11 protein-coding genes are annotated in these 15,157 nt (G+C 45.5%); 4 read left to right on the forward strand and 7 right to left on the reverse strand.

Annotated elements, in window-relative coordinates; translation table 11 throughout:
* Positions 1 to 2: 2 nt before the first annotated feature.
* From MASE_RS07605 to MASE_RS07625, 5 genes are all read right to left on the reverse strand, one after another.
* Positions 3 to 2,021, reverse strand: a complete 2,019-nt coding sequence (locus MASE_RS07605; RefSeq protein WP_014949157.1) for an acetyl/propionyl/methylcrotonyl-CoA carboxylase subunit alpha — start codon at positions 2,019 to 2,021, stop codon at positions 3 to 5.
* Positions 2,011 to 2,811, reverse strand: a complete 801-nt coding sequence (locus tag MASE_RS07610) for an enoyl-CoA hydratase/isomerase family protein (RefSeq protein ID WP_014949158.1) — start codon at positions 2,809 to 2,811, stop codon at positions 2,011 to 2,013. Before MASE_RS07610 ends, MASE_RS07605 begins: the two co-directional genes overlap by 11 nt.
* An 11-nt stretch (positions 2,812 to 2,822) precedes the next feature.
* Complete coding sequence (locus MASE_RS07615; protein WP_014949159.1) at positions 2,823 to 4,430, reverse strand: carboxyl transferase domain-containing protein; 1,608 nt, start codon at positions 4,428 to 4,430, stop codon at positions 2,823 to 2,825.
* A 257-nt stretch (positions 4,431 to 4,687) separates the two neighbouring features.
* Positions 4,688 to 5,857, reverse strand: coding sequence for an isovaleryl-CoA dehydrogenase (locus MASE_RS07620; RefSeq protein ID WP_014949160.1), 1,170 nt, complete (start codon positions 5,855 to 5,857; stop codon positions 4,688 to 4,690).
* Positions 5,854 to 6,261, reverse strand: coding sequence for a MerR family transcriptional regulator (locus tag MASE_RS07625; RefSeq protein ID WP_014949161.1), 408 nt, complete (start codon positions 6,259 to 6,261; stop codon positions 5,854 to 5,856). The genes MASE_RS07620 and MASE_RS07625 overlap by 4 nt, the downstream gene beginning before the upstream one ends.
* Before the next feature lie 352 nt (positions 6,262 to 6,613).
* On the opposite strand from MASE_RS07625, the gene MASE_RS07630 reads away from it, so the two are divergent.
* From MASE_RS07630 to MASE_RS07645, 4 genes are all read left to right on the forward strand, one after another.
* Positions 6,614 to 7,789: a thiolase family protein gene (locus MASE_RS07630; RefSeq protein WP_014949162.1), complete on the forward strand. Its 1,176-nt coding sequence runs from the start codon at positions 6,614 to 6,616 to the stop codon at positions 7,787 to 7,789.
* 101 nt (positions 7,790 to 7,890) lie between these two features.
* Entirely contained in the window at positions 7,891 to 9,033 is a 1,143-nt protein-coding gene (locus MASE_RS07635) for an alpha/beta hydrolase family protein (protein WP_014949163.1), read from the forward strand.
* A complete protein-coding gene (gene kynU, locus MASE_RS07640; RefSeq protein ID WP_014949164.1) occupies positions 9,023 to 10,258 on the forward strand; it encodes a kynureninase in 1,236 nt (411 codons plus the stop codon). The genes MASE_RS07635 and kynU overlap by 11 nt, the downstream gene beginning before the upstream one ends.
* A 132-nt stretch (positions 10,259 to 10,390) precedes the next feature.
* Positions 10,391 to 11,794 (forward strand): diguanylate cyclase, encoded by a 1,404-nt coding sequence (locus MASE_RS07645; protein WP_014949165.1) that lies wholly within the window; start codon positions 10,391 to 10,393, stop codon positions 11,792 to 11,794.
* A 19-nt stretch (positions 11,795 to 11,813) separates the two neighbouring features.
* Here the strand turns inward: MASE_RS07645 and MASE_RS07650 are convergent, their stop codons facing one another.
* Both MASE_RS07650 and sbcB read right to left on the reverse strand, forming a co-directional pair.
* Positions 11,814 to 13,469, reverse strand: coding sequence for a FapA family protein (locus tag MASE_RS07650; protein ID WP_014949166.1), 1,656 nt, complete (start codon positions 13,467 to 13,469; stop codon positions 11,814 to 11,816).
* 127 nt (positions 13,470 to 13,596) lie between these two features.
* Positions 13,597 to 15,027: an exodeoxyribonuclease I gene (gene sbcB, locus MASE_RS07655; protein WP_014949167.1), complete on the reverse strand. Its 1,431-nt coding sequence runs from the start codon at positions 15,025 to 15,027 to the stop codon at positions 13,597 to 13,599.
* Between the last annotated feature and the right edge of the window lie 130 nt (positions 15,028 to 15,157).

A 15,157-nucleotide genomic window follows, 5' to 3' on the forward strand; every position in this document is an offset into this window, starting at 1 on the left:
CATCAAACCTCGGCAGCTTCTTTAGTGGAGAACGCCAACAGTGTTGCGCCACCGTCAACTAGTTCACCGGGATTGAAAAAGAACTCTTCCACTGCACCATCGTGCGGGGCAATGATGCTGTGCTCCATTTTCATCGCTTCCATAACTAGTATAGGCTCGCCTTTTTTGACCAACACACCCTTTTCGACCAAATGCGCCACTATGGTTCCGTTCATCGGGGCACTGAAATTAGCGTCGCCATTATCATAGTTATCATCACCAAGAGATGCTGAGATTAGGGTGAACTTAGCATGGGTGTCTTTGTTGAGGAGTGTAAACACGCCATCATTATCTGAAAACGTAAATGTTGATTTGTACCCATTAATCGTTGCTTGCAAAGCACTATCTACCAGCTTGCCTTTAACGTTATAGGAATTGTCTCCAACAGATAGCTCCCAAGCATCTTCAGTTCCGTGACGCTGGTGTTTGACTCCAACATGCACTTCTTCTTGGTTGCAAAGCAAGGTGAGAGTTTCTGTATGATTTGCGTTAGCGCGCCACGCACCGGCGGTTGACCACACAGATGGGGTTTTATCGCTTCTAAAAACTTTTCTATTTAAAAGTGAAAGCAATGCCATCACAGGAATGTTTACTTGGGTGTCATCGCTAGCTGCATCATCACTTGTCGCGCTAAACAACGAATCATGGTGTTTCTCCACAAACGTAGTTGTAAGCTCAGCGGCAACGAACGCAGGGTGTGTAGCGACACGCTTTAAGAAGTCGATGTTTGTGCTTACACCGTCGATGTAGTAGTCACCCAGTGCACTAATTAAGCGCTTGAGCGCTATTTCACGGTTCTCTCCCCAAACCACAAGCTTGGCAATCATAGGGTCGTAAAAAACGCTTACCTCATCACCTTCAACAACACCTGTATCAACGCGAACTACGTCGTTTTCTTTTGGCGTACGTAAAAGGCACAGCGTGCCGGTAGAAGGCAAAAACTCGTTGTTTGGATCTTCAGCATAAATGCGCGCTTCGAATGCGTGTCCTGTTAAGGTGAGTTCATTTTGTTGTTTGGGAAGGGGCTTTCCTTCGGCAATAGTTAATTGCCAGTGAACCAAGTCCTCACGGGTGATCATTTCTGTCACAGGATGCTCTACTTGCAAGCGTGTATTCATTTCCATGAAGTAAAATGAATCGTCTTCATCAAGTAAAAACTCAACCGTTCCCGCACCTACGTAGTTAATGGCTTTCGCCGCGAGTATCGCCGCTTCACCCATTTTTTCTCTCACTGACTGAGACATATTGGGGGCAGGGGCTTCTTCAATAATCTTTTGGTGTCGGCGTTGAACTGAACAATCACGTTCAAAAAGGTATACGCCGTTGCCATGGGTGTCACAGAAAACTTGAATTTCAACATGACGAGGGCGCGTCAGGTACTTTTCAACCAGCATGTGGTCGTCACCAAAGCTCGCCATAGATTCACGTTTGGCTGCGTTTAATGCTTGAGAGAACTCTTTATCACTCCAAACTTGGCGCATGCCTTTACCGCCACCGCCAGCAGCGGCTTTTAATAGGACTGGGTAGCCCATATCATCGGCAGCGCCTTTCAATACCGCTTCACTTTGATCGTCGCCGTGATAGCCTGGAACCAAAGGAACACCTGCTTTTTCCATAATGTGTTTGGCGGCAGACTTAGACCCCATCGCTTCAATTGCAGATGCTGGTGGGCCTACAAAGATAATATTGTTTTTGGCGCATAGATTCGCAAACTCAGCATTTTCTGAGAGAAAGCCGTAGCCTGGGTGGATAGCGTCTACACCAAGCTCCTTTGCTTTTTCAATTATCAACTCGCCTCGTAAATAACTTTCCTTCGACGGAGATGGCCCTAGATAAACAGCTTCATCAGCCATTTGTACATGAAGGGCATTTTTGTCGGCGTCAGAGTAAACGGCTATCGTCTTTATACCTTGAGCGTTGGCTGTCTTTATAACGCGGCATGCAATTTCACCACGGTTTGCAATTAGTAATTTATTTATCATTCTTAACCTCCACCCATGAAGCACTGCGCTTTTCTAAAAAGGCTGACAGACCTTCTTGACCTTCTTCAGATGTCCTAACTTGTGCGATAAGTTTGCTCGTCTTTGTGAGAAGCGCATCGTTAATCTCTTGCGTAGACACCCATTGCACTAAGTCTTTTGCTTTCGCCACTGCTTGGGGGCCGTTTTTCAGTATGTTTGATAAAATATTGTCGATAGTGCTATCGAGTTCGTCTTCTGTTACTGATTCGCTCAAAAGTCCAAGTCGTCTTGCTCTGCGCGCAGAAAATACTTCAGCGGTCTGGAAGTAGCGTCGGCATACTCGTGCGCCCATAGCTTCAACCACGTAAGGGCTGATGGTTGCTGGAATAAGGCCAATTTTAACTTCACTTAAGCAAAATTTACTGAGCTTGCTTCCAATAGCAATATCGCAACATGCAATTAAACCAACAGCACCGCCAAAAGCTGCACCTTGTACTCTTGCTATCGTGGGCTTCGGCATTTTATAAAGCGTCTGCAGCATGGTTGCTAATGCAAGTGCATCACTTTCATTTTGCGCTTCGGTATAACTGGCCATTTTTTTCATCCAGTTAAGATCGGCTCCTGCACTGAAACTTTTGCCTTCAGCTCTCAGGATTAGTGCCCTAACGCTTTTATCTTCCCCCGCTTTTTTAAAAACGCGAGTAAGCTCGTTTATCATTTCGTCGTCAAAGGCATTATGTTTTTCAGCTCTGTTTAAAGTAACAGTGGCAATGTTTCTTTCATCTACGCTGTAAATTACTGATTGTTCCATTACCTGCACTCCTACATTCTAAATATGCCAAATTGGGTGTCTTCGATAGGCTTGTTAAGCGCCGCTGAAAGCGATAGTCCAAGCACTAATCGAGTATCCGCTGGGTCAATAACGCCATCATCCCAAAGCCTTGCAGACGCATAGTATGGATGTCCTTGTTTTTCGTACGTATCGATAACAGGTTGTTTAAATGCCTTTTCTTCTTCTGCAGACCATGATTCGCCTGAGCGCTCTTTTTGGTCGCGCTTAACTTGAGCGAGAACGCCAGCAGCTTGTTCACCACCCATTACAGAAATTCGAGCGTTTGGCCACATGAAAAGGAAGCGTGGGTCATAGGCTCTGCCGCACATGCCGTAGTTACCTGCACCGAAACTTCCGCCGATAAGCACTGTGAGCTTTGGCACATTCGCACATGCAACGGCGGTTACCATTTTTGCGCCGTGTTTTGCGATACCGCCATGCTCGTATTGCTTACCGACCATAAAGCCTGTGATGTTTTGCAAAAACACGAGAGGGATTTTTCGCATGGCGCATAGTTCGACAAAATGAGCACCTTTAAGCGCGCTTTCACCGAAAAGTATGCCGTTGTTAGCCACAATGCCTACGGGGAAACCGAAAATGCGCGCAAAACCACAAACCAAGGTTGTGCCGTAAAGCGGTTTGAACTCATCAAAGTCTGAGTCATCCACAACACGCGCAATGATTTCTCTTACATCGTATGTATGACGACTATCAGCAGGCACAATGCCGTAGATTTCTTTGGTGTCGTAGCGTGGAGGTTTTACCTCGGCCACATCTAGGCATTCTGGCTTCTTTCGGTTTAGTCTGGAGACAGCATTACGCGCTAATGAGAGTGCGTGGTGGTCGTTGTTGGCGAGATGGTCGGCAACGCCCGAAATTCGAGTATGAACGTCACCACCGCCAAGCTCTTCTGCGGTAACAACTTCACCTGTTGCAGCTTTAACAAGCGGTGGGCCGCCCAGAAAAATAGTCGCTTGTTCTTTAACGATAATGCTTTCATCAGCCATGGCGGGAACATAAGCACCACCAGCTGTACAGGAACCCATTACTACCGCAATTTGAGGAATATTCTTAGCAGACATATTCGCTTGATTAAAAAAGATGCGACCAAAGTGCTCTCTATCTGGGAATACATCATCTTGGCGAGGTAAGTTAGCGCCACCTGAATCTACTAAGTAAATACAAGGTAGGTTATTTTGCTCTGCGATAGTCTGAGCACGAAGGTGCTTTTTCACGGTAAGGGGGTAGTACGTCCCGCCTTTTACAGTAGCATCGTTAGCTACAATCATACACTCGATACCTGCAACGATACCGATACCGGCAACGACTCCGGCACAAGGTACATAGTCTTCGTAGACTTCCCATGCAGCCAGCTGGCCTATTTCTAGGAAAGGCGTGTCTGGGTCAATCAGTGCGTTGATTCGGTCGCGAGGTAGAAGTTTTCCTCGAGACACGTGGCGCTCCGCCGCTTTTTCACCGCCACCTTGGCAAATTTGTTCGATTTTTTCGAGGAGATCATTTACCTGAGCCTGCATGTGCTCGGCATTTGCGATAAATGTTTCAGATTTCGTATTTATACTTGAGCGAAGAACGGGCATAACCCCTCCTTGTGTTGGGCCTATGCGACCGGCTGTCGCGTTAGCCACTAGTTAGCAAGATGATTAGCAAGACACCCATGCTAAGCGCTTTCGCTGCGCTGGGTGTCTTTGCAATTCATTAGCCTATTAATAAAGTTCAGCGTTTCTAAATCTACTTTAAATAGAGTAGGGTGGGTGTCTTCCTAATTTCTATGACACAGGGAATGCCTGAGTTTTCCCTGTTTCAAACGAAGTTTGTTTCCACCCAGAACTCCGTATTACTTCGATTCGTTAAATAGCTCGCGGCCTATAAGCATTCGGCGAATTTCAGACGTTCCTGCGCCAATTTCATAAAGCTTGGCATCACGTAATAGGCGACCTGTCGGATATTCGTTGATGTAGCCATTACCACCAAGTAGTTGAATAGCATCTAATGCCATTTTGGTTGCTAGTTCCGCTGAATAAAGGATAGCGCCAGCAGCATCTTTTCGCGTTGTTTCACCGCGATCGCATGACTGTGCAACGGTGTAGACATACGCGCGTGCGGCATTCATTTGCGTGTACATGTCAGCTACTTTGCCTTGTACTAGCTGGAATTGACCAATTGATTGGCCAAACTGCTGACGGTCGTGAATGTAAGGTACTACGATATCCATGCACGATTGCATAATGCCTAGCGGGCCACCTGATAAAACAAGGCGCTCGTAATCTAGGCCGCTCATAAGTACGCGAACGCCTTCGCCTTCTTTGCCAAGAATGTTCTCAGCTGGTACTTCGCAATCTTCGAATACTAATTCACAGGTATTAGATGAGCGCATACCAAGTTTGTCGAGTTTCTGCGCGCGGCTAAAGCCGGGGAAGTCACGTTCTACGATAAACGCTGTGATCCCTCGTGGACCCGCGTTAGGGTCGGTCTTCGCGTAGATAACAAAGGTATGTGCATCAGGACCGTTTGTGATCCACATCTTATTGCCGTTTAGGATGTATTTGTCGCCGCGTTTTTCAGCTTTCAACTTCATACTAACAACGTCCGAACCTGCATTGGGCTCGCTCATTGCCAGTGCACCAATGTGTTCACCGCTTACTAACTTAGGCAGGTACTTTTCACGCTGGGCATCGTTACCGTTTTTGAAGATCTGATTAACACAAAGATTCGAATGTGCGCCATAGCTCAAACCGATACCACCTGACGCGCGGCTAACTTCTTCCATTGCGATAGTATGCGCAAGGTAGCCCATATCAGAGCCACCATATTGCTCTGAAACTGTAACGCCCAATAGGCCCATATCGCCAAGTTTTGTCCACAATTGGTTTGGGAATTGGTTGTCTGCGTCTGCTTGTTCAGCAAGAGGAGCAATCTCATTTTGTGCAAATTGATAGACCTGATCACGTAACATCTCGATGTCTTCGCCAAGTCCAAAATTTAAAGTAGGGTAGGAGGTGTTCATGCGATATTTCCTCGTTTGAGTTCTGCGAGTTCTTCACGGCAACGTGCTTCAACATCATCCAGTTCAGTCATTAACATCTGGATGTCTTCTAGCTGCTGTTTAAGCACCGCTCTTTTCTGTTCAGTCATTTCGAGCATGGCTTCTAACTGAATAGCCGAATTGGGGTTGGTGTCGTACATGTCGAACAGTGTTTTGACTTCAGCAAGGGAAAATCCTAGTCGTTTTCCTCGCAAGATCAGCTTTAAGCGCACTCTATCTTTGTTCAGATAGACGCGATTTTGTCCCGTTCTTGACGGTGACATTAGGCCTTGTTCTTCGTAAAAACGAATTGAACGAGGAGTAATGTCAAACTCTCGAGCGAGTTCGCCTATTGCATATGTTGTTTCGTCGTCGTACTTGCTCATTACACGTACCTTGTATTTCAGCGCTGATTAACACCCTTGTTTTGACGTGGGTGTCATTGTAATTAAATTCTCTGTAGTAGGTTGGGTGTCATTGCAATAGCACTATCGTTTTAAGGTAGATGGTTTTATATACCGCTATATTAAAACGTAGTGTTTGGTTGACACATACTTAGTACAGGTTTACGTTAACGTTAATTACATTTTACGTTAAGGTAAAGTAACATTTTGCTAACGTCAATTTTTCATGGTGAAGGCAAGACGTTGTAGCTGTTAGGGGTGTTTACTTTTGTATACATCTACGTAGCTTTCTTCACTTAACTCTATAATTTTAATGAATTTTAAGGGCACGGTTATGAGTAACGAATCAGTAGTTATTGTCGCAGCTAAGCGCACACCAATGGGTGGTTTCAACGGTAATTTGTCTTCGCTTGCTGCGACCAAACTTGGAGAAGTTGCGATTAAAGCAGCCTGTGAAGAGATGGATGTCTCTGTAATTGATGAAGTCATCATGGGGTGTGTATTACCTGCTGGTCTTGGTCAATCTCCAGCGCGTCAGGCGTCGCTGGGTGCGGGGCTTCCGCTAAGTGCAGGTGTGACAACTATCAACAAAGTATGCGGGTCGGGCTTAAAAGCGGTAATGATGGCCCACGACTTAATTAAAGCAGGCAGTGCGACAGCAGTCGTGGCAGGCGGAATGGAAAGCATGAGTAATGCGCCATATATGTTGCCTAAAGCTAGAACTGGATATCGTATGGGTCATGGTCAAGTGCTTGACCATATGATGTTAGACGGTCTGGAAAATGCCTATGACGGCAAAGCAATGGGCTGCTTCGCACAGGATACTGCTGATGAAGAAAATATTTCTCGCGGTGAAATGGATGAGTTTGCTCTAAGCTCGCTTTCCAAGGCACATGAAGCAATAAACAGCGGAACTTTCGTCGATGAAATAGTACCCGTTACAGTTTCTTCTCGTAAGGGCGATACCGTTGTTGATACCGATGAAGGCCCAGGTTCCGCTCGCCCAGAAAAAATTCCAACACTAAGACCGGCTTTCAAAAAAGACGGTACGGTCACGGCTGCTAACTCAAGCTCAATCTCTGACGGTGCAGCGGCACTGGTTGTAATGAGCGAAAGCAAAGCAAATGAACTTGGTCTAGCACCGCTTGCGCGCGTGGTTGCTCACGCTACAAATTCTATTGAACCTGAAAACTTCACCGTTGCGCCTGTTGGCGCTATGGAAAAAGTGCTGGATAAGGCAGGTTGGACGAAAGAAGAAGTCGATCTTTTCGAAATTAACGAAGCCTTCGCCATGGTAACCATGTTGGCTGTCAAGAAGCTTGGACTAGATGAAAGTAAAGTAAACGTAAAAGGCGGCGCTTGTGCATTGGGTCACCCAATCGGAGCCTCTGGTGCACGCATTTTGGTAACACTACTTCACGCGCTTAAGCAACGCGGTGGTCGCAAAGGTATCGCATCTTTATGTATTGGTGGTGGTGAGGGTGTAGCGCTTGCCGTTGAAATGCTCTAAGCCGCTATAGCTATAGATGGCAAATATGTAAAATATTTAATCACGGAGCCTAATCACATTGATTTCGCTCTGTGGTTCAATATAAAGAAAAATACAAAAGCATGAAGACAGTGACTTACGTTATCAACTCTATAACCCTTGCGGTTGCGCTATCCACTTTAACGCTTGTTGCGAAAGTCCAAGCTGGCTCATCGTTTTCAGTAAACTCGACTTACGCAGACACCCACGATAACAATGGCACTCACTACGAGGAATCACGTTCTTTATCGAGTAATGAAGACACCCACGATGACTTAACTCTGTCTGCGCTTCACGAAACTCAATCAACCGTTGATGGTTCTGACGACGCTGTTTCGGAAGACACCCACACTAACGAAGAAAAAAAGACTTCGGATAACACCCATGCCAACAGTGCCCATGCCAACAGTGAATCGTCAGCTATCTACCCCAAGAAAATAAGCCAGGTACCTTATTCAGCGTTGGGTGTCTTGCCAACAAGCGAAGCTGATGAACAATTCAGCTACGGCGATGACCTACTACAAACTATTTATACTTGGCATGGACGTTCGTCTACGAACGAAATGTACGCTGATAAAGCGTTAATATTTATTCACGGTGGGTGTTGGCTTAATGCCTACGGTTACGAACACGCGAAAGGGATGTACCATGCTTTAGCAGAGCTTGGGATGGGTGTCTACGTAACAGAGTATCGGCGCGTAGGTGATGAAGGCGGTGGCTGGCCCGGTAGTTTAGACGACGTGACACAAGCAATAAGTACAGCCTTAAAACGAATAGAGAACGAAGGGCGCTACACCAACATTTACATTGCGGGGCATTCTGCTGGTGGGCACTTAGCTTTGCTTGCTGCGCAACGCCTATCTTCGTCATCCTTGAACTTATCGCGCGCAAACATAAAACGGATTATCGGATTAGCAGCAATTACGGACATCCAGTCCTATGCCATGGGCCATAATAGCTGCCAGTTGGCTACAGCGAAATTCATGAACGGTACGCCTGAAGATGTTCCAACCGCATATCAAAGGGCTACACCACGGCCAACCCATGGCAGTTTGCCAATTACACTACTCCAAGGCGATGCTGATAGTATTGTGCCAGCGCGCCACGCTGTATTATCTGGAACCAACCAAAAAATAATTAAAAATGGTGGCCATTTCGATTGGCTTCACCCTGAATCAACATCCTTTGATGCTTTACTTGAGGTTATTAGTGAACATGATGAATAAGGTTTTTTCAGCTGAACAACTTGATATTAAAGATCCACTCCGTGACAAGGCGCAGGCGTTTTCGCTTCCCGCTAATACGGTCTATTTAGACGGCAATTCGCTAGGGCCTCTGCCTAAGGCAGCGAAACAGCAAGCTGACGACGTTGTCAATGAACAGTGGGGAAAGGGGCTCATTACAAGCTGGAACAAGCATCAGTGGATCCATCTACCTCAAATAGTGGGTGATAAGATAGGCGGTCTGATTGGCGCTAAAAGTGGCCAAGTTATTTGTTGTGACTCCATTTCTATCAATCTGTTTAAAGTATTAAGCGCGGCGTTAAAAATGCACCCAAGTCGCAAGGTAATAGCGACTACCCGCGATAATTTTCCTACCGACATATACATGGTGCAAGGCCTGCTTGACTTACTCGGCAGCGATTACAGTATTCGCTATGTTGACGAAGCATGCATTGGGTCGCAGCTAACTGATGATATTGCCGTACTGATGCTGACACAGGTAAATTTCAGAAGTGGCAACAAACTCGATATGCAAAGCATTACCGAGCAAGCCCATCAAAAAGGCATTTTAACTTTGTGGGATTTAGCGCACAGTGCTGGAGCATTTCCTGTCAGCCTAGACGCATGTAATGTGGATTTTGCAGTCGGCTGTACCTACAAATATCTAAATGGCGGCCCTGGCGCGCCAGCGTTTATCTATGTCGCTAAACGACATCAAGCACAGTATCAACAACCTTTGTCTGGTTGGATGGGGCACAGCTCGCCTTTCTCATTTTCTCCTGATTACGCTGGCGACAATTCCGTGAAGCAAAACTTGTGCGGTACGCCAGGAATTATTGGAATGAGCATTTTAGATGCGGCATTAGACGTATTTGAAGATGTATCACTTAAAGCTATTGATGAAAAATCCAAAAAGCTACAGGCATTTTTCATCGCTGAAGCCAAGCGCGCAGGCCTTCTGGAAAAGTTTTCCATTGTAAGCCCCAATATTGATAATCGAGGTAGTCAGCTAGCTTTCGCTCACGACCACGCTTACGCCATTTGCCAAGCTTGGATCGCTGAGGGGGTGATTGCAGATTTCCGTGCACCAAATATTCTGCGAATAGGTTTTGCGCCATTGTATTTAAGTTTCGTCGATATTGAAAAAGCGGTGGCAAGCCTGACCAAAATTATGAATGAAAAGCGCTATGAAAACGATGAGTTTCAGCAAAGACAGAGCGTTACCTAGCTGAAAAGCGAGATTATCAGCTAAATAATTGCAATTTTTGAATTTACGCTTAATACTTCGCGGTTGTCATCGATATCTTCACATGTTTTGGGTGTGCAGTTGAAAAAAATAAGAAAATATCTGCTTTGTACCATGTTGTTTGTAGGAGCGAGTTGTTCTAGCGCGTTCCTACAAGCAGAAGCTGGTCAAAAGGCGGCATCTGAACAATCTAATAATGTAACGTACTGTATAGATCCTAACTGGGCGCCTTACGAAGCAATCAGAAACGGCATCCATGTGGGGATTTCTGCCCAATATATGCAGCTTATTGCTGAAATATCTGAGTTAACGTTTACCCTAGTGCCCACTGAGAGCTGGCAACAGAGCCTAGAGTACGTTCAGCAGGGGAAGTGCCAAGTTATCCCCATGCTAAATACTTCCGACTATCGAAAGCAGTTCCTCGACTTTAGCGTGCCGTATTTTGAAGCGCCCAATGTGCTGGTGGCTAAGTCTGGAATGCCAATGATACAAGGCTATGCTGGAGTGGGAAATCGAGTAGTAGGGATTGTTCAGGGTTATCGCCAAGTTGAATATATTTCACGTCACTATCCGGGGTTACGTTTAAAGCTTATTCCGTCTGAAGAAGAAGGGCTAAAGCAGCTGGCGAATGATGAGTTTGATGTAATGGTGGGCTCATTAATGAGCGTAAATATGCACATTAATAATTTGAAGCTTAAAGACCTCAATATTGTTGGTTACGCCGAGCCCTTCGACTCATTAGCTTTTGGTGTGAACAAAACCTATGGCCACCTGGTGGACAAGCTTAACTTTGCCATTGAGCGTATTCCAGAAACGCGAAAGGTAGAAATTTATAAGCAGTGGAATAATGTCCAAGTTCGCTATAGTCGTAACTATGTCGTTATGGTTTTGAGCACCGCAATTGTCATTTTAGTTTTCTTGCTTTTTACTTTTAGAAATAGAAACGTTAGCGGCTACAAGCGTATTATTAACCAGAAAAACGAGGAAATAGGTGCGTTACAAGCAACCTTGTTAGAAAAGAACAAGACCCTTGCTTTCTTGTCTGCTCACGACACGGTAACGGGGCTATATAACCGCAATCATATGATCCAGCGTGCGGAAGAAGAAATCTCACGTTTCCATCGATTTCACACTACGGCTTCGTTAATTGTTATCGAACTAACCCCTGTAAGCGATGACAGAGATTCAATTGAGCCCTCGGCTAAAGAAGAGGCGCTAAAAGCCGTGGCAACGAATTGTCTAAATACCGTTCGAGAAGTCGATGTTGTTTCGCGTTTTAGCGGTGAACAGTTCATTATCTTGTGCCCTCAAACCGAGTTAAACGCAGCTAAAAACCTTGCAGACAGATTGTTAGACTGCATTTCTACACATCACTCGCTTGTCGAGAGCTTTAAAACGGCCATGGGTTTATCTGAGCTCAGGGAGTCTGAGGAATTCACAGAGTGGTTTGAACGCACCATGAAGGCACTGTACCAGTCAAAGCGCCAAGGGTATGGCAACGTAACTGTGGCACAGTAACTTCAGTGAACTAGTTAGGTCAAATTAAAGGGTCGTAGTGCCATTGGTGCGAATCGTAACGAATTTGCGCCCTGTCGTATTCTCGCTCAGAACGCCAGTTACGGTTATTAAGCTTCGCCGATACTCCGGGATAAAGACGTTTGTTTGCGATAAGTTTTATATCTGACTGGTAGTTTTCTTTTGCTGCTTTGACGTCGTTGGCTTTGTTTTCAAGCCACTCCAGCAATGCGCTCTCATTGTTAAAAAGCTCTAACGCTTCAGCTACTTTACGTTGAAGCTCTTTAGGCACTTTCTTACCTTGAATAAGGTTAATCTTTTCTTTGTGTTTAAGATTGTTTTCGCGAATTTGCTTCAACAATTCATCTAAAGAGTCTTTGCGCTCTAACAGTTGGTTAAAGCCCGGGCTAAAATCAACTTTCAATGTACTGCCAGATACAGCGCCTAAGGTGCCAGCTTCAACGCGATCTTGGCTGATAATGTCACAAGCAAATAGGTTTCCCATGGGCTTATCAATTTGTCCAACTATGACTGCGCCGCCGCAACGCAGGCGGCTATACGCCAACTGACGACCAACGGTAATATTACCGCTACATTGAATATCAATGCCTTGACCGTGTTGAACGTGGATACTGCCGGCTGCGACTAGTTGGCATTGGAATTCACCTTGGGTATCGTTAACTTTACCCATCGCGCCTTCGGTAATGATGATGTCGCCGCCAGACTCGATATACGCCGACTCCACAAAGCCGTTAATGGTTACATCACCAGCGGCCTTGATTTGCATTTTCTCTGTAACATCGCCGTTTACCAATACTGCACCTTCGTAATTCACGTGCCCAGAGCCAACGTTCACGCCGCTACAAATGAAGGTGTCGTCGATGTTCATTATCTGGTCTCGGTATTTCGGCATACCAGAAATTGCAGACATTAATAAATTGGCGTCGTTGTCGGACACCACGGTGCCGCTGCCCATTTTAAAGTTGACCCATTCGCCCGCAACGGCTGGAATTTTATTTCCTTTGATATCGAAGCCAGAACGGCCCTGAGTTGGCTCGGTTCTTCTCAGAACAGGCGTGTTCACTTTAACGCAAATAACTTCGCCTAAATTACGCATGTCCACGCGCTCGCCATCACCCGTCTGGGGTTTTAACACCCTTTCAAGTGCGTTTGGCACTAGAGGAATAAACTTTGAGTTTTTGCCATTTCTAGCTGGTAGGCCTTTCGCGACAATTTGTTCTAGCACTATGCCTGGAGGAGACTGCCTTGCTTGGGTAAGCATAGATTCAATGGTTTTGGTGCTTAAGCCACGAATGATTCTGTTTTTTACTGCTAGAGATTTAACGGTACTTAATGAGGGAAGTTTACCGCCATAGGGTGTGGTCAGCACAAGGTTCGCCTGCATCCCATCCTCGGGAATGCGAAATTCAATTTCAGCATTTTTGCGTTCGCCAATGCGTTCCTGAACGACAGTGCTATCACCCGTCTTAAAATAATGATTAGCTGTATCACAGGCCGACTTTAACGCTTTTTCAGAAACATACAGCCGCTTAGTTTCACCGCTCTCTAGTTGCTTTCTTATTTCCCTACTATCAACTTCTGACGTGAAATCAGAAGGATTTAACTGTAAGTTAATGTAGGTTCTTGATTTGTCGAAGCTTATTGTTACGCCATTCATAACTTCTTTATTCCCTTGCGCACGTGTATTCTTTTTATCGGCGGCATCTATCGATTACTTGACGTTGACTTGTTCTCGGCCTGTCTATTTTTTTCATCTACTAATTTAAGGCGTTCTAAAACGCCCGTCAAAGGTTTTCGGCATATTGGTAAAGTGCGCGTAAAATGGCCTGCTTCTCAGGATTGTCGCTGTGTTCATGCGCCAGTGATTCCAACCGCATCATATAGTTTTCTAATGTGATTGAGCCGTGAAAAGCTGAATCAGTCAAGCGAGCTTGGCGATGATGCTGCCACCTGGTCATTTCATCTGCAGTCAGTGTATTAGGATAATTTCTAGCGCGGTATCGAAATAGCTGCTTTCTGAGCCCTTCGTGCTGTGTTTTTTCACTCAGAGTGGCTAAATCATCGGGCTGTGCTTCAATTACACGCTCACACCACCTTCTGTCTTCGTCATTAAGAAACCCACCACTATATAGCGCGTGATCTATATCCAGTTCACCACTTTGAATGTCGTCATCATAGACATCTACGATTTTAGTGGCCAGTTCGGGCATACTGGCAAGTACTTTGTAATTGTCTAAGCAGCGCTCGCGATCCAGTCCTAGTCGTGCGGCATTGTCTTCTGTCATTGCTTTAGCTGTGGTAATAAATGGCGAGCGGTTGACGTGAATGAGCTTAAGCCCTGGTCTTTCTAACGCATCGTCAAATGTATCTGACGGGGCATAAAGCGCCTGTCTAATCTCTTCTGGTGTGTCATTCACTAAACTGTCAATGTCATGCGATAAATCAATAGCGATAAATGCATTGTTGTTGGTTGGGTGCTTAGCCACAGGCATAACCCAAGTGCAACAGCCTTGAGAGGCAGGGAGTTTAGACGAGATATGAAGTAATACCGATGGTTTAGTGAGATCAATTTGCTGCATAACTGTTTGTTTACTGCGTAACGACAGCGCATAATCGAAAAGGCGAGGCTGCTTTTCTTTTATCAGTTTAGCAAGGGCTATTGTGGCGTAGACGTCACTCAAAGCATCGTGAGCGTTTTCGTGGCCAATATTATTAGCTGCAGTTAACGCCTCAAGTTTAAAGCTTGGTGCACCATCTTCTCGGCGTGGCCAATTAATACCATCGGGTCTCAGCGCATAGCACGCTCGCGCTAAATCGATTATATCCCAACGGCTATTGCCATTTCGCCATTCACGTGAATATGGGTCGTAAAAGTTTCTATAAAACAGGTAGCGGGAAACTTCATCGTCGAATCGGATACTATTAAAGCCCACACTACAGGTATTTGGCGTCGACATTTCCTGATAAATTCGCGCGGCGAAGTCAGCTTCGTTAGAACCGTCGCGAATGGTTTGCTGCGGTGTTATGCCGGTCACCAAACACGCTTCTGGATGTGGTAAATAATCATTCGCAATGGCGCTCATGATATTTATGGGTTTACCAATCACATTTAAATCCATATCAGTTCTTACTGCAGCGAATTGGCAGGGGAGATCTTTTTGTGGGCTGGTGCCAAAGGTTTCAAAATCGTGCCACAAAAATGTAGGTGCGTGCATAACCACTATTGCGATGTTAGAGAAATATTGATGGCAGTGTACACCGCGAGAAATTGAATACCAAATGCTGGCGTTAATATGAACAGTGATTTATTTGTTAGCCATCGGCAAGACTTAAAAAAAACGCGTT

The sequence above is a fragment of the Alteromonas macleodii ATCC 27126 genome, from assembly GCF_000172635.2.
GTDB classification, from domain to species: Bacteria; Pseudomonadota; Gammaproteobacteria; order Enterobacterales; family Alteromonadaceae; genus Alteromonas; species Alteromonas macleodii.

Bases quoted from the DNA above. Each gene is read 5' to 3' on its own strand.
- MASE_RS07605 (WP_014949157.1), bottom strand. From the start codon at position 2,021: ATGATAAATAAATTACTAATTGCAAACCGTGGTGAAATTGCATGCCGC.
- MASE_RS07610 (WP_014949158.1), bottom strand. From the start codon at position 2,811: ATGGAACAATCAGTAATTTACAGCGTAGATGAAAGAAACATTGCCACT.
- MASE_RS07615 (WP_014949159.1), bottom strand. From the start codon at position 4,430: ATGCCCGTTCTTCGCTCAAGTATAAATACGAAATCTGAAACATTTATC.
- MASE_RS07620 (WP_014949160.1), bottom strand. From the start codon at position 5,857: ATGAACACCTCCTACCCTACTTTAAATTTTGGACTTGGCGAAGACATC.
- MASE_RS07625 (WP_014949161.1), bottom strand. From the start codon at position 6,261: ATGAGCAAGTACGACGACGAAACAACATATGCAATAGGCGAACTCGCT.
- MASE_RS07630 (WP_014949162.1), top strand. From the start codon at position 6,614: ATGAGTAACGAATCAGTAGTTATTGTCGCAGCTAAGCGCACACCAATG.
- MASE_RS07635 (WP_014949163.1), top strand. From the start codon at position 7,891: ATGAAGACAGTGACTTACGTTATCAACTCTATAACCCTTGCGGTTGCG.
- kynU (WP_014949164.1), top strand. From the start codon at position 9,023: ATGATGAATAAGGTTTTTTCAGCTGAACAACTTGATATTAAAGATCCA.
- MASE_RS07645 (WP_014949165.1), top strand. From the start codon at position 10,391: ATGTTGTTTGTAGGAGCGAGTTGTTCTAGCGCGTTCCTACAAGCAGAA.
- MASE_RS07650 (WP_014949166.1), bottom strand. From the start codon at position 13,469: ATGAATGGCGTAACAATAAGCTTCGACAAATCAAGAACCTACATTAAC.
- sbcB (WP_014949167.1), bottom strand. From the start codon at position 15,027: ATGCACGCACCTACATTTTTGTGGCACGATTTTGAAACCTTTGGCACC.